This is a genomic window from Serinicoccus sp. CUA-874 (assembly GCF_001942225.1).
In the GTDB taxonomy this organism is placed as follows: Bacteria; Actinomycetota; Actinomycetes; order Actinomycetales; family Dermatophilaceae; genus Ornithinicoccus; species Ornithinicoccus marinus.
Genome location: NZ_MKJZ01000008.1, coordinates 1 through 13,201, shown reverse-complemented (window position 1 = coordinate 13,201; position 13,201 = coordinate 1). Strand labels below are relative to the sequence as shown.

Below are 13,201 nucleotides of genomic sequence, written 5' to 3'. Positions count from 1 at the left end.
CAAAACTTTGCCGAAAGTGGCGCTGACCACCCTGATCCTCCTGGCAGACTGGACGTATCGACTCAAGGAGCCCCTTCCACGGAGGGCGTGGCTCCACCGGCTGTCACGGGACCGGTTCGTCGACACGGGCGCTCGCTCGGCACTGAACAGGGGGTGCCGAGCGGGCCCCGTGCTTGTCCGGGGGCCATCGTCCAGCAGGCGTCCGTGCGTGATGCGACCCAGACCGGCTCGGGATAGCATCCTGGGCATGGCAACTCCTGCGGAAACAGACACCACGACGCTGACCGGCACCACGGGCAAGCGCTCCCTGGGTGAGCTCGTGTCGGACGTCTCGCTGGACGTCTCGCAGATCATGCGGGGCGAGCTCGAGCTCGCCAAGGCCGAGATCAAGCAGGACGTCTCCCACGCGGGCAAGGGCGTGGGGATGTTCGCAGGGGCAGGCGTCCTGGGTCTCTACGGCCTCGGGCTGCTGTTCCTCGGGCTCGCGGGCGTCATCGCGATCTGGCTGCCCTGGTGGGCCGGTCTGCTGATCATGGCCGGGGGGCTGTTCCTCGTCGCCGGCATCCTGGCGCTCATCGGCAACAGCCAGCGGAAGAAGGTCCACGGCAAGCCCGAGCGTGCCATCCGCGAGGCGAAGGAGACCGTCGAGACGGTCAAGTCCGCCGCCCAGGGGCAGCAACGCGGCGCCGCGATCGAGACCTCCCGGGGCTGAGCCTCCCAGCGGCACCCCGACGTCGCAGGGCCGCAGCGCTCAGAGCTCGAGGTCCCGGGTCGGCGCGTCCGGCCACGGCACGCCGAGCCCCGCGAGGTCCAGCACCCGGTCCAGCACGCCGGCCGTGAAACCCCACACGAGGAGGCCGTCGACCTCCCAGGCCGGGCCGACGAAACCCGAGGGGTGACGCACCCAGAACCGTCGGGCCGGATCGGTGAGCTCGCGCACCTCCGGCTGCAGCACCCTCGCCACCTCCCGCCGGTCCTTCGCCCACAGCGCGGTCGGGTCGGGCCGCCGCCACCACGCGAGCACGGGGGTCACGTCGTAGCCCGAGACGGGGATGTGCAGCGTGGGCAGCTCGCCCAGGACCTGCACCGTGGCGGGATCCAGGCCCACCTCCTCGTGCGCCTCCCGGAGGGCCGTCGCCGCGGCGTCACCGTCGCCCGGCTCGGTGCCACCTCCGGGGAAAGCGGGCTGACCCGCGTGCGAGCGCAGGGTGTGCGCCCGCTCGGTGACGACGACGGTCGTCGCGTCCGAGTCGGCCGGGTGCCGGATGCCTGGGGCGAAGAGCACCAGCACCGCAGAGTGGCGACGACCCCCGTCCGGTGGCGGCAGGAACCGGCTGAAGCGCTCGCCGGGGATCGTCGGCACCCTCCCCGCCAGGTCCGTCAGCCAGGTCGGGGGGCGGGCCTGCGCGACCTCACCGCTCACGCGCGCGGGCCGGTCCGCACCAGCTTCGCCGCGGCGGCCTCGTCGGTCGGTCCCGCGCCGTGGCTCGGGCACTGGCGCGCGACCGGGCATACCCCGCAGGCGGGCTTGCGTGCGTGGCACAGCCGGCGCCCGTGGAAGATCAGCACGTGCGAGAGCTGGGTCCACTCCCGACGCGGGAAGAGCTCGCCGACCTCCTGCTCGACGGCGACCGGGTCCTCCTGCGCGGTCCAGCCGAACCGGCGGACCAGACGCCCGAAGTGCGTGTCGACCGTGATGCCCGGCACGCCGAAGGCGTTGCCGAGCACGACGTTGGCCGTCTTGCGGCCGACCCCGGGCAGGCTCACGAGGTCGGGCAACCGCCCCGGGACCTGCCCGTCGAAGCGCTCGACGAGGGCGGCCCCGAGCTTCAGGAGCGACTCCGTCTTGGCGCGGAAGAAGCCGGTGGGCTGGATGATCGCCTCGACGTCGGCCCGGTCCGCCGCCGCGAGCGCCCGGGCGTCGGGGTAGCGCGCGAACAGCGTCGGCGTCACGCCGTTCACCCGCACGTCGGTGGTCTGCGCCGACAGCACCGTCGCGACGAGCAGCTGGTAGGGATCCTCGAAGTCCAGCTCGCAGTGGGCGTCCGGGTAGTGCTCGTGGAGCAGCCGGGACATCTTGCGCGCCCGCCGGGTCAGCGCCAGCGCGCTCTCCCCCGTCGGCCTCGCGACCTCCGGCTGGCCCTGCCCGTCGTCCTCACTCACCCGCGCAAGCCTAGACGTGGCATGGAACACACCTGATCCGCCCGTCGGCGTCGCCGCCATGGCACCATGAACCGGTGGACCGGCACGTGGTGATGAAAGCTCCGCTGTTCGCCGCGCTCGATGGGGCGACGGCAGACCAGCTCATGGAGTCGATGAGCCCGCGTCGGCTGGCCCGCGGGGATGTCGTCTTCCACGAGGGGGACCCGGGCGACTCGCTCTACGTCATCACGCGGGGGAAGGTGAAGCTGTCCAAGGCCGCCTCCGACGGCCGGGAGAGCCTGCTGTCGGTGCTCGGTCCCGGTGAGATGTTCGGTGAGCTCAGCCTCTTCGACCCCGGCCCACGGCTGACCACCGCCTACGTCGTGTCCGACACCGAGTTCATCTCGCTGGGCAACGACGCGCTCCGCTCCTTCCTCGAGCAGCACCCCGAGGTCGCCATGCAGATGCTGGCCGGACTGGCGCACCGCCTGCGGAAGACCAACGAGGGTTTGTCCGACCTGGTGTTCACCGACGTGCCGGGGCGGGTGGCCAAGGCGCTGCTCGACCTGTCCGACCGCTTCGGGCGTCGCTCGGAGGCCGGGCTGGTCGTCGCGCACGACCTCACCCAGGAGGAGCTGGCACAGCTCGTCGGTGCCAGCCGGGAGACGGTCAACAAGGCCTTGGCCGACTTCGCCCAGCGCGGGTGGGTCACCCTGGGCGCCAAGTCGGTCACGCTCCTCGACGTGGACCGGCTGCGCCGACGCGCCCGCTGACCCTCGTGCCCGGTCAGCCCACCGGCTCGCCCAGGTAGGCCAGCTGGGCCAGGACCGAGAGCCGCGCCGCGGGCCATACCTCTCGGGGGGTGTCGGCATACACCAGCTCGACGACGCGGTCCGCGAGATCGGACCCGCGGGGCGCCTCGGACCCGCGCACCTGCGTGACGGCCTCCCGGACCTGGTCCAGCCGCTGGTGCCGGTGCGTGAGATAGCGGTCCAGAACGCCTGCGGCGTCCGCCGCGACCGGGCCGTGACCCGGCGCGATGCTGGTGGCCTCACCGCAGGCCGCCAGGTCCCGCAGGCGCTGCAGCGAGGCCAGGTATGACGTGAGGTCGCCGTCCGGATGGGCGACGACCGTGGTGCCCCGGCCCAGCACGGTGTCGCCGGTGAGCACGACCCGGTCCGCCGGGACCAGGAAGCAGAACGAGTCGGCGGTGTGCCCCGGCGTGGTGACGACGCGGAGCTCGAGGCCGCCGGCGCCGACGACCTCACCGTCCGTCAGGTCCTGACCCCGACCGGCTCCCCGCACCGGCGCCGCGGTCAGCTCGGCCCACCGCTCCGCGGACTCGGCGTGGTCCGGGTGCCCGTGGGTCAGCAGGGTGAGCGCGACCCGCGCTCCCCGGCCGGCGACGTGGGCGAGCACCGCCCGCAGGTGCTCCTCCTGGAGCGGGCCCGGGTCGACCACGACGGCCTCCGTGCTGCCCGGCTCGAGGAGCACCCAGGTGTTGGTGCCCTCGAGGGTCATGGGCGAGGGGTTGGGGCAGAGCACGGCGTGCGCCCGGTCGCCCCAGGGCCCACCGGTCCACGGCTCGTCGGTGGAGGTCATGCCGCCCAGCCTCTCACCGCGGTATGCGCATGGCGACGGCCCCGCCGTCCTCGACCGGGACCGGCAGCACGGGTCGGACCTCGACCGGTCGGCCGAGCCAGGAGTCGAGGGTCACGTCCTCCACCTGCGCCAGCTCCTCCACCATGACCTGGGTCGGCGGGAGCATGACGTCGCGGCCTGCGCGCTGCCCCTCCAGGATCTGTGCCGGCGAGCGCCAGCTCGCCACCTCGGCCTCGGTGCTCTCGTCGTCGGCCCGCTGGCCCCGCGGCATGCGCGCGGCGAAGAAGAAGGTGTCGTAGCGGCGCGGCTCGCACTCGGGGGTGATCCACCGGCCGCGCAGGCTCAGCAGGTCCGTGCGGAGCACCAGGCCGTGCCGGGCGAGCAGCTCGGCGAAGCTCTGCGAGCGGTCCAGCAGCGCGGCACGCTCCTGCCGCCACACCGGGTCGCGCAGGTCGGCGACCACCTCACCGGCGTCGGGCCCCGCGAGCAGCACGCCGCACTCCTCGAAGACCTCACGGGCCGCGGCGGTCACCAGCTCGCGTGCGCCCTCCTCGTCGGTACCGAGCCGACCGGACCACTCCTGGGCGGAGGGACCAGCCCACGGGACGGACCGCTCGGCGTCGCGCGCGTCCACTCCTCCGCCGGGGAAGGCCAGCATCCCCGCCGCGAAAGCCATGCTGCCGGCGCGTCGGAGCACGAAGACCTCGAGCTTCCGGGCAACGCCTGACGGGCCCTCGCGGAGCAGCATGACGGTGGCCGAGCGGCGTGGCTCCGCGACCGTGCGCCGGTCCCTCGGCGTCGCCAGCCAGGCCCGGCCGGCCTCGGCGACCGGCTCCGGCACCGCAAAGTCCCGGTAGGCCTGCTCCGCGGAGCCCTCGCCCTGCGCCACTGCGGGTCAGCCCCGGACGGCGACGGTGATCTCGACCTCGACCGGCACGTCGAGCGGCAGCACGGCGACGCCGACTGCCGAGCGCGCGTGCACCCCGGCGTCGCCGAAGGCATGGCCGAGCAGCTCGGAGGCGCCGTTGACGACACCAGGCTGTCCGGTGAAACCCGGGTCGCTGGCCACGAAGCCGACGACCTTGACCACCCGGACCACCCGGTCCAGGTCGCCGATGACCGACTTGACGGCGGCGATGGCGTTGAGCGCGCAGACGCCGGCCAGCCGGGTCGCGTCCGCCGGGGACACGAGCCCCGGTCCCTCACCGACCTTGCCGGTCAGCTCGAGCTGGCCGTCGACGAAGGGGACCTGCCCCGAGCTGAAGACGAGGTCGCCGTGCTGCACGGCGGGGACGTAGGCGGCGACCGGCGCCGCGACCGCGGGGACCCGGCGGCCCAGCTCGGCCAGACGCGCCTCGACGGCACCGGCGGTCGGCTCGGCTGAGCTCATGGGCGGGTTCAGGCGTTCTTCGGGCGCTTGAGGTACGCCACGAGGTTGCTGCCGTCCCCGGGGCCGGGGACGACCTGCACCAGCTCCCAGCCGTCCTCGCCCCACTGGTCGAGGATCTGCTTGGTCGCGTGGATCATGAGCGGAACGGTGGCGTACTCCCACTGGTGCGCAGTCGTCATGGTGCCGAGCCTACCGGCGCCGTCCCCTCGGACGCTCCGACCCGGGGGCCTGGCGCGGCAAGCCGGACCTCTCAGAAACCTCACGTACCGTGTCTGGTATGCGCTCTGCCCTCACTGTCGCACGGGTGACCTCCCTGCTCGGGGTCTTCCTCGCCGTCTCGGTCCTCATGGGGATCATCGGCGCCGGTCTGCTCGCCCCGGTCGTCGGGGCCACCGGCCTGGCCGCGCGGGAGAGCGTCGGCATGTTCGAGGAGCTGCCCGGTGACCTGGAGCAGAACCCGCTGGCCCAGCAGTCGCGGATCCTGGCCGCTGACGGCACCATCCTCGCGACCCCTGCACGGCAGAACCGCATCATCGTCGACAGCGACGAGATCAGCCAGAACATGAAGGACGCGCAGGTCGCCATCGAGGACGAGCGCTTCTTCCAGCACGGGGGCGCCGACGTCGAGGCCCTCGCCCGGGCGGTCGTGCAGAACACCACGACCGACACCACCCAGGGTGGGTCCACGCTGACGCAGCAGTACATCAAGCTCGCGCTGCAGGAGCAGGCGCTCAAGGAGGGCGACAGCGAGGCCTACGCGCAGACGCAGGCCCGCTCCGGCATGGAGGGCTACGTCCGCAAGCTGCGCGAGCTGAAGTATGCGATCACCCTCGAGGAGCGACTGACCAAGGACGAGATCCTCGTCGGTTACCTCAACCTCGCCTTCTACGGCGACCGGGTCTTCGGCGTGGAGGCCGCGGCCCGGCACTACTTCAACGTCAACGCCTCGGACCTGACCGTGTCGCAGTCCGCGCTGCTCGCCGGGGTCGTCCGCTCGCCGAGCAACACCAACCCGGTCGCCGACCCCGAGCTGGCCCAGGCCCGGCGCGACGTCGTGCTCGGCAACATGCTCGACCAGGGCATGATCACCCAGGAGGAGCACGACGAGGCCGTGGCGCAGGATGTGGGGGACATGCTGGAGATCCGCGACAGCCAGCGCTCCTGCCTCCGCTCGCGCAACCCCTACTTCTGCGACTACGTGGAGGCCTGGCTGCTGGAGCAGCCGGCCCTGGGCAAGACCCGGGACGAGCGGCTGGAGAACCTCACGACCAACGGGCTGACCGTCGAGACCACGCTCGACCTCGAGCTGTCCGCCGACATGAAGGACATCCTCCAGGACGCCACCCCGCAGGGCAACGACTACAACCTCGGGTCGGCGGCCACGGTCGTCGAGCCCGGCACCGGCAAGATCCTGGCCTTCAACCAGTCCAGCACCTACTCCTTCGAGGACAGCCGCGACAAGGTCGACGAGACCTCGGTCAACTGGAACGTCGACAACGCCTACGGCGGTCCGGGAGGTATGGCGATCGGCTCGATCGCGAAGGCCTACACCCTGGTCGAGGCCATGGAGAAAGGCGTCCCGGTCGAGGCCACCCTCAACGTCCGGGCGCCGCAGGACAGCACCTACGGCAACGTCTGGCTGGAGGACCCGCAAGGCAGCGCGACCTACCCGCCCGGCGACGAGGTCTTCCCGGCTGGCATCTTCTTCCGCGACGACTTCGAGGACGGCTGCACCATCGGTGAGGACCACTGGGCGGTCCGCAACGCCAACGACGAGAACCACCAGCGCAGCATCGAGCTACGTAAGGCGGCAGCCCTCTCGGTCAACACCGCCTTCGCGACGTTGGCCTCGCAGGTCGGCACCTGCGACATCGCCGAGACCATGACGGAGATGGGGCTGCACGCGGCCAACGGGCAGGCCTACGGTCTGGACCCGGGCAACGCCGAGACCACGCTCGCCCCCTCGCTGGTCCTGGGCGCCGACACGGCCAGCCCGCTGACGGTGGCCACCTCCTACGCGACGTTCGCCTCGGGCGGCGTCTACTGCCCGCCGGTCCCCGTGACCAAGGTGACCGACGCCAACGGCGAGGAGCTGCCGCTGGAGCTGCCCGAGTGCGAGCGGGTCATCGAGGAGGACGTCGCCCTCGGCGCGGTGGACCTGCTCAAGGGCGTCGTCGACCAGGCCGGCTCGGGATACCAGGCCATCCTCGACGGCGAGCGCCCCGCGGGCGGCAAGACTGGCACCAACAACGACTCGACGAGCACGTGGTTCGCCGGCTTCACCCCGCAGCTGTCGACCGCGGTCTTCGTCGGCAACGTCCCGGGCGGCGCCCGCTACGGCGACGACCTGGTCGACATCACCATCGGCGGCGAGTTCATCGAGGGTCCGCTCTTCGGTTCCTCGCTCGCGGCCCCGACGTGGAAGCGGATCATGGATACCGCCTCCGAGGGGATGGAGATCGAGGACTGGGACGAGCCCTCCGCGGAGATCCTCAACGGCAAGCGGGTGACGATCCCCCGCGTCGTCGGTATGCCGGTGGACGAGGCGCAGGGGCGGCTCGAGGACGCCGGCCTGACCGGCAGCGTCGTGCGGGTCTCCTCCAGTCAGCCCGAGGGCACCGTCGTCTACACCACCCCGGGTGTGGGCTCGTCGGTGCAGACCTCCAACCCGGTGACGCTGCACGTCTCCACCGGCTTCCAGCAGGCCGCGGCCCTCCCCCCAGCCGCAACCGCAGCCGGCCCCCCGGCAGCCGCAACCCCAGCCGCAGCCACAGCCGCAGCCGCAACCCCAGCCGCAGCCCACGCAGGAGCCGGAACCCGAGCCCGAGCCCGAGCCGACGCAGGAGCCCGAGCCTGAGCCGGAGCCGACGCAGGAGCCCGAGCCCGAGCCGGAGCCGGCACCCACCCCGGGACCGCCCGAGGAGCCGCCGGGCACCGACCCTCCCGGTCAGGACGACTGAGCCACCTGCACCCCTCCCACGGTGCGCGGCAGCCCGCGCACGGGCGTGGGCGATGCCCCGATGAGACACTGACCGCATGAGCGAGCAGACCGGCCTCAAGGCCACCCTCCAGCAGGACCTCACCGCCGCCATGCGCGCCCAGGACAGGGTGCGCGCGGGCACGCTGCGCATGGCCCTGACCGCCGTGACCACCGAGGAGGTCGCCGGCAAGGAGGCACGCCAGCTGGCCGACGGCGAGGTGCTCAAGGTCATCGCCAAGGAGGCCAAGAAGCGCCGCGAGGCCTCGGAGGCCTACACCGGCGCCGGCCGCCCGGAGCTCGCCGCCCAGGAGGAGGCCGAGCTGGCGGTGCTCGAGGCCTACCTCCCGGAGCAGCTGAGCGATGCGGAGCTGGTCGAGCTGGCCCGCGCGGCCGTCGCCGAGACCGGCGCGACCGACCTGCGCGGCATGGGCCAGGTGATGAAGGTCCTGCAGCCCCGGGTCGGGGGCCGCGCCGAGGGCGGCCGGGTCGCCGCCGCCGTCAGGCAGGCCCTCGCCGGATGACCTCCACCCCGGCGCCGGGATCTCGGGCCACCGCACGCAGGTGCGGGGCCATCGACCTGGGGATGGCGTGAGCGGACGCGCGGTCGGCCGCGACCTCGCCCGCGCGGGGGCCATGACGCTCGGCCTGGGGGCCGGGGTGGCGGCCTACGCCACCTGGGTCGAGCCACGCTGGTTCGCCCTCCGGGAGCAGACCGTGCCGTGCCTGCCGGTCGGGTCGCGCGACCTGCGTGTGCTGCACCTGTCGGACCTGCACCTCGTGCCCTGGCAGACCCGCAAGCGTGACTGGGTGCGCGCCCTGGCCGACCTCGAGCCCGACCTGGTCATCCACACCGGTGACCACCTGGCGGCCATGGACGCCGTGCCCGCCGCGCTCGAGACCTATGACGGCCTCCTGGACCGCCCGGGAGCCTTCGTGCTCGGCTCCAACGACTACTACCCGCCCACGCGCAAGAACCCGTTGCGCTACGTCAACGACAGCCACCGCAAGGGTGCCGACCTCACCCCCCTGCGGCTCCCGACCCAGGATCTCGTCGACGGGCTCACGGCCCGCGGCTGGGCCGACCTCACCCACCGTCGAGTGCGGCTGCGCGCCGGTGACCTCGACCTGGAGCTGGTCGGCACCGACGACGCGCACCTGGGCCTCGACGACTACGCCCGGGTGTCCGCGCCGGCGGACCCGGGGGCCGACCTGACGATCGGTGTGACCCACGCGCCCTACCGACGGGTGCTCGACCCGATGGCGGCGGACGGCGCCGGCCTGCTCATCGCGGGGCATACCCACGGCGGCCAGCTGCGGGTGCCGGGGTATGGCGCCCTGGTCACCAACTGCGACCTCGACACCTCTCGCGCGTCGGGGCTGTCCCGCTGGTGGCCCGGCGCGGGCGCGACACCTTCGGACGCGGCACCCGCCGACGCAGCCTGGCTGCACGTGTCGGCCGGGCTCGGCGGCAACCCCTACACGCCGTTCCGCTTCTGCTGCCGGCCCGAGGCGACGCTGCTCACCCTTACCGCGGCCCGACCCGGCCCTGCCGCTCGTCGCTGAGGGGATCGTCCTCGACCACCAGGTCGAGGGCGTCCGCCGACGCCCCGCCGTCAGGGAAGTCCGCTCCCGGTGAGTCGTCTGCTCGGCCGTGGCCCAGGAGCACCCGGGTGAGCTCGTCCTGGCTGGCCAGCAGCCCGTCGAGGGCCTCGAGGAGGTGGCGGTCCTGCGGCTCCTGGTCGGCGAGGGCAGCCGCCAGCACCGCGCGGCGCACCAGCTCCTTGACGAAGGAGGCGGTCGTGCCCTCGGTGCGGCGGGCGACCTCGGCCCGGGTCTGCTCGGCCAGCGGGAGCTGGGCGGCGTAGAGATCGAGGAGGCGGCGGCGCCCCGCCTCGTCCGGCAGCGGGATCTCCACCGCCAGGTCGACGCGGCCGGGGCGTTGCACGAGGGCCCGCTCCAGGGCCTCGGCACGGTTGGTCGTGAGCAGGAAGGTCACGTCGGCGTCGGCGTCCAGCCCGTCCATGGCGTCCAGCACCTCGAAGAGCAGGGGCCGGGCCACGTCACCCATTCCGCGGTCCTCCGCCACGAGGTCGCAGTCCTCCAGCACCACGACGGCCGGCTGCAACGCCCGGGCGAGCGATGCGGCGAGGGAGATGAAGCGCAGCGAGTCGCCCGCGAGCAGGACCACGGTGTGCTCGGGGTTGCGCCCGATGAGGTGCCGCACGGTGTGCGTCTTGCCCGTGCCCGGGGGCCCGAAGAGGAGCAGCCCGCGCTTGAGGTGCTGGCCGTAGCGGCGCAGCGTGGCGGCGTGCTCGGCGATGCCGCTGACGTGCCCGGTGATCCGGGCGAGCGAGCCCGGCGGCAGGATGACCTCCCCCTCGTCGACGTCCGGTCGCGGGAAGAAGGTGACGCCCTCGGACTCCGGGCCGTATCCGGAGGACTCGAAGCTGATGACCTTGCCGCGCAGCACGCTGCGCTCGAGGGAGAGGACGCGCAGCTCCTCCAGCACCGCGTCGCGGGCCATGTCGTCGGCGCACAGCACCTCGAAGGTCGCCCTGTTGCGGCCGTACTGCGGGTTGCCCCGGCGCTGCAGCACCACCACGGGCACCCCGCCGTGACGGAACAGCCGGAGCCCCACCCCCATCGCGCGCCGGTGCTCGTGCGGTCCGACAGCGACCGAGACGTAGTCGACCTGACCGACCGAGGGCATACCGTGCGAGCCGCTGATGAGGTCGGCGAGCGAGAGGTGGTGACGCAGGTCGCCGCCCCCGACCCCGATCTCCTCCGCCTCGGGATCGCGGCCCGCGACCTCGGCCAGCGCGACGTCCCAGTCGGCGAAGCGGTGCCCGGCCACCTCCTCGGTGACGACCGCCACCTGCGCCGCGGTCGTGCCGAGGTATGCCGTGATCCGCTCCCCGAGCGGCTCCCCGCCCTCGTCCACCGTGCTGCGCTGTGCCGCCTCCGCCAGCGAGCGGAAGGAACGGAGGAATCCCCTGACGTCGTCGTCCATCTCCTCAACCTAGACGCCCCCACCGACAGGCACGACGGATTTAGCCCAGGCCAGGGCCGTGGGCTATCCTTGCGGACGCTGCGCGCGGCCCCCTCGGCCTCGCGCGGAGGCCACGGGGTGTGGCGCAGCTTGGTAGCGCGCTTCGTTCGGGACGAAGAGGTCGCAGGTTCAAATCCTGTCACCCCGACCACACAAGAACCGGCCCTGACCTGCGGAAACGCAGTCAGGGCCGGTTTGCGTTGTCCCACTTGGGCATAACTGGGGCATAACTGGATCGGCTGCGACCATGAATGACCCCCGCGAGGCGGCAACCTCCGGGGGTCGGACGACAGCAAAGTAGGTGCTGACGTGGCTCGGTCAAGTCCCGGGTAGTGGTGTAGCGCTGCGCTCCTTCGACAGGGGTTGTCAGGCGGTGAGTGCGGGTAGGTGATCAGCTCCGATCTCGGGTTCGGTGTCGGGGGTGATGGTGGTCCGGCAGCGGGCCAGGAGGTCCAGGCCGAGGTAGCGGCGTCCTTCGGCCCATTCGTCGGTCTGTTCGGCCAGGACGGCTCCGACGAGGCGGACGATCGCGGCCCGGTTGGGGAAGATGCCGACGGCGTCGGTGCGGCGGCGGATCTCCTTGTTGAGGCGTTCGGCGGGGTTGTTGGACCAGATCTGGGTCCACACGTCCTTGGGGAAGGCGGTGAACGCGAGGATGTCCTCGCGGGCACCGCCCAGGTGGTCGGCGACCGCGGGGAGCTTGTCGGTGACGTAGTCGATGAGCCGGTCGAACTGGGCGTGGACCGCGGGGGCGTCGGGCTGGTCGTACACGCTGTGCAGCATCGCCTTGACGGCCGGCCACATGGACTTGGGTGTCACCGACATCAGGTTCGCCGAGTAGTGGGTGCGGCAGCGCTGCCAGGACGCGCCGGGCAGGTTCGCCGCGACCGCGTCGACGAGCCCGGCGTGGGCATCTGAGGTCACCAACCGGACCCCGTCCAGGCCGCGGGCCACGAGGTCGGCGAAGAACTCGTTCCACGCGGCCCCGGTCTCGGCGGTCGCGACGCGGGTGCCCAGGACCTCGCGGTGCCCGTCACCGTTGACGCCGGTCGCGAGCAGGACGACGGCGTTGATGACCCGCCCGCCTTCGCGGACCTTCATCGTGAGCGCGTCGGCGGCCACGAACGTGAACGGGCCGGCCTGGTCCAGGGGGCGGTGGCGGAACTCCTCGACGAGCTGGTCCAGGTCGGTCGCCATCCGGGAGACCTGGGACTTGGACAGCGAGTCGATGCCCAACGTCTTGACGAGCTTGTCCATCCGCCGGGTGGACACCCCGGCGAGGTAGCAGTCGGCGACGACGGTGATCAGCGCGGACTCGGCCCGCTTGCGCCGCTCGAGGAGCCACTCGGGGAAGTAGGTGCCCTTGCGCAGCTTGGGGACCGCCACGTCCAGGGTGCCCACCCGGGTGTCCAACGGGCGGTGGCGGTAGCCGTTGCGCTGCGCGACGCGGCCGGCGGTGGGTTGACCGTACTCGGCGCCAACGACGGCATCAGCGTCCGCGGACAGCAGGCTGTTGATGATCGACTGCAGCAGATGGCGCATCAGATCGGGCGAGGCTTCGGCCAAGGCTTCACCGAGCACGCCGGCAGGGTCGACAATGTGGGGAGCCGTCATCGCGATGACTCCGTTCGAGGATTCTGTGGACGGTTGACTCGAAGGATCACGCGGTGACCGCGCCCGCGTCCGACGTACACGCCGGAAACGATCACGGTGACCGCGCTACACCACTATGCGGGACTCAACTCGTGGCTCCTATCGTAGCCGCCATCGCTCCGCCCGTGAAGGGCGTAGAGCCCCTCCCTGTGGCGCCCCCGGCCTCCCGTCTTCACCCGCCCCTCGGCATGCGAGCAGAGAGGCCTGCAATGAGGTAGCTACCGACCCGCTGGACGCGGCGCTGGACACGGCCTCAGCCGCGTGAACAAAACGACGACGCCCCGGTCCTGAGTTCCGCAGCTGATGGTCGCGGTATGGACACAGAAGTAGGGTTTGACCTGGGGAAACGCGTGCGTGAGCGGTGACACGGCGTGTCACTAGTGGG

13 protein-coding genes and 1 tRNA gene are annotated in these 13,201 nt (G+C 72.3%); 6 read left to right on the top strand and 8 right to left on the bottom strand.

Annotation, left to right across the window (positions count from 1 at the left end):
• Nucleotides 1-247: 247 nt before the first annotated feature.
• On the top strand, nt 248-712 hold the full coding sequence (locus BJF80_RS03085; RefSeq protein WP_075811247.1) for a phage holin family protein: 465 nt from the start codon (nt 248-250) through the stop codon (nt 710-712).
• A 39-nt stretch (nt 713-751) separates the two neighbouring features.
• Here BJF80_RS03085 and BJF80_RS03080 read toward each other — a convergent pair whose 3' ends face one another.
• Nucleotides 752-1,423 (bottom strand): NUDIX hydrolase, encoded by a 672-nt coding sequence (locus tag BJF80_RS03080; protein ID WP_075811245.1) that lies wholly within the window; start codon nt 1,421-1,423, stop codon nt 752-754.
• The gene (nth, locus tag BJF80_RS03075) at nt 1,420-2,076 is read right to left on the bottom strand and encodes an endonuclease III (protein ID WP_202817129.1); all 657 of its coding nucleotides are present in this window, start codon (nt 2,074-2,076) and stop codon (nt 1,420-1,422) included. The genes BJF80_RS03080 and nth overlap by 4 nt, the downstream gene beginning before the upstream one ends.
• 161 nt (nt 2,077-2,237) lie before the next feature.
• Here nth and BJF80_RS03070 point away from each other — a divergent pair, with 161 nt between their 5' ends.
• Nucleotides 2,238-2,915 (top strand): Crp/Fnr family transcriptional regulator, encoded by a 678-nt coding sequence (locus tag BJF80_RS03070; RefSeq protein ID WP_022925431.1) that lies wholly within the window; start codon nt 2,238-2,240, stop codon nt 2,913-2,915.
• A 13-nt stretch (nt 2,916-2,928) separates the two neighbouring features.
• Here BJF80_RS03070 and BJF80_RS03065 read toward each other — a convergent pair whose 3' ends face one another.
• The 4 genes from BJF80_RS03065 to sp36 are packed head-to-tail and all read right to left on the bottom strand — an operon-like array spanning nt 2,929 to nt 5,313.
• Nucleotides 2,929-3,744, bottom strand: a complete 816-nt coding sequence (locus tag BJF80_RS03065; RefSeq protein WP_075811241.1) for an MBL fold metallo-hydrolase — start codon at nt 3,742-3,744, stop codon at nt 2,929-2,931.
• A gap of 13 nt (nt 3,745-3,757) precedes the next feature.
• Entirely contained in the window at nt 3,758-4,633 is an 876-nt protein-coding gene (locus tag BJF80_RS03060; RefSeq protein WP_075811239.1) for an NUDIX hydrolase, read from the bottom strand.
• 6 nt (nt 4,634-4,639) lie between these two features.
• Nucleotides 4,640-5,134 carry a RidA family protein gene (locus tag BJF80_RS03055; RefSeq protein ID WP_075811237.1) on the bottom strand — a complete coding sequence of 165 codons (495 nt, stop codon included), beginning with the start codon at nt 5,132-5,134 and terminating at the stop codon, nt 4,640-4,642.
• 8 nt (nt 5,135-5,142) lie between these two features.
• Nucleotides 5,143-5,313, bottom strand: coding sequence for a Sp36 family protein (gene sp36, locus BJF80_RS18095; protein ID WP_022925427.1), 171 nt, complete (start codon nt 5,311-5,313; stop codon nt 5,143-5,145).
• Nucleotides 5,314-5,411: 98 nt separating this feature from the next.
• Here sp36 and BJF80_RS03045 point away from each other — a divergent pair, with 98 nt between their 5' ends.
• The 3 genes from BJF80_RS03045 to BJF80_RS03035 all read left to right on the top strand — a co-directional run bounded on the left by BJF80_RS03045 (nt 5,412) and on the right by BJF80_RS03035 (nt 9,677).
• The gene (locus tag BJF80_RS03045) at nt 5,412-7,991 is read left to right on the top strand and encodes a penicillin-binding protein (protein WP_083673417.1); all 2,580 of its coding nucleotides are present in this window, start codon (nt 5,412-5,414) and stop codon (nt 7,989-7,991) included.
• Nucleotides 7,992-8,170: 179 nt separating this feature from the next.
• Nucleotides 8,171-8,635 (top strand): GatB/YqeY domain-containing protein, encoded by a 465-nt coding sequence (locus BJF80_RS03040; RefSeq protein ID WP_075811233.1) that lies wholly within the window; start codon nt 8,171-8,173, stop codon nt 8,633-8,635.
• Nucleotides 8,636-8,702: 67 nt separating this feature from the next.
• Complete coding sequence (locus BJF80_RS03035; RefSeq protein ID WP_414899272.1) at nt 8,703-9,677, top strand: metallophosphoesterase; 975 nt, start codon at nt 8,703-8,705, stop codon at nt 9,675-9,677.
• Here BJF80_RS03035 and BJF80_RS03030 read toward each other — a convergent pair.
• The gene (locus BJF80_RS03030) at nt 9,640-11,124 is read right to left on the bottom strand and encodes an ATP-binding protein (protein ID WP_075811231.1); all 1,485 of its coding nucleotides are present in this window, start codon (nt 11,122-11,124) and stop codon (nt 9,640-9,642) included. The genes BJF80_RS03035 and BJF80_RS03030 overlap by 38 nt on opposite strands.
• Before the next feature lie 113 nt (nt 11,125-11,237).
• Here BJF80_RS03030 and BJF80_RS03025 point away from each other — a divergent pair.
• A tRNA-Pro gene (locus tag BJF80_RS03025) sits at nt 11,238-11,314 on the top strand.
• 215 nt (nt 11,315-11,529) lie between these two features.
• Here the strand turns inward: BJF80_RS03025 and BJF80_RS03020 are convergent.
• Nucleotides 11,530-12,777: an IS256 family transposase gene (locus tag BJF80_RS03020; protein WP_075811229.1), complete on the bottom strand. Its 1,248-nt coding sequence runs from the start codon at nt 12,775-12,777 to the stop codon at nt 11,530-11,532.
• Nucleotides 12,778-13,201 lie beyond the last annotated feature (424 nt).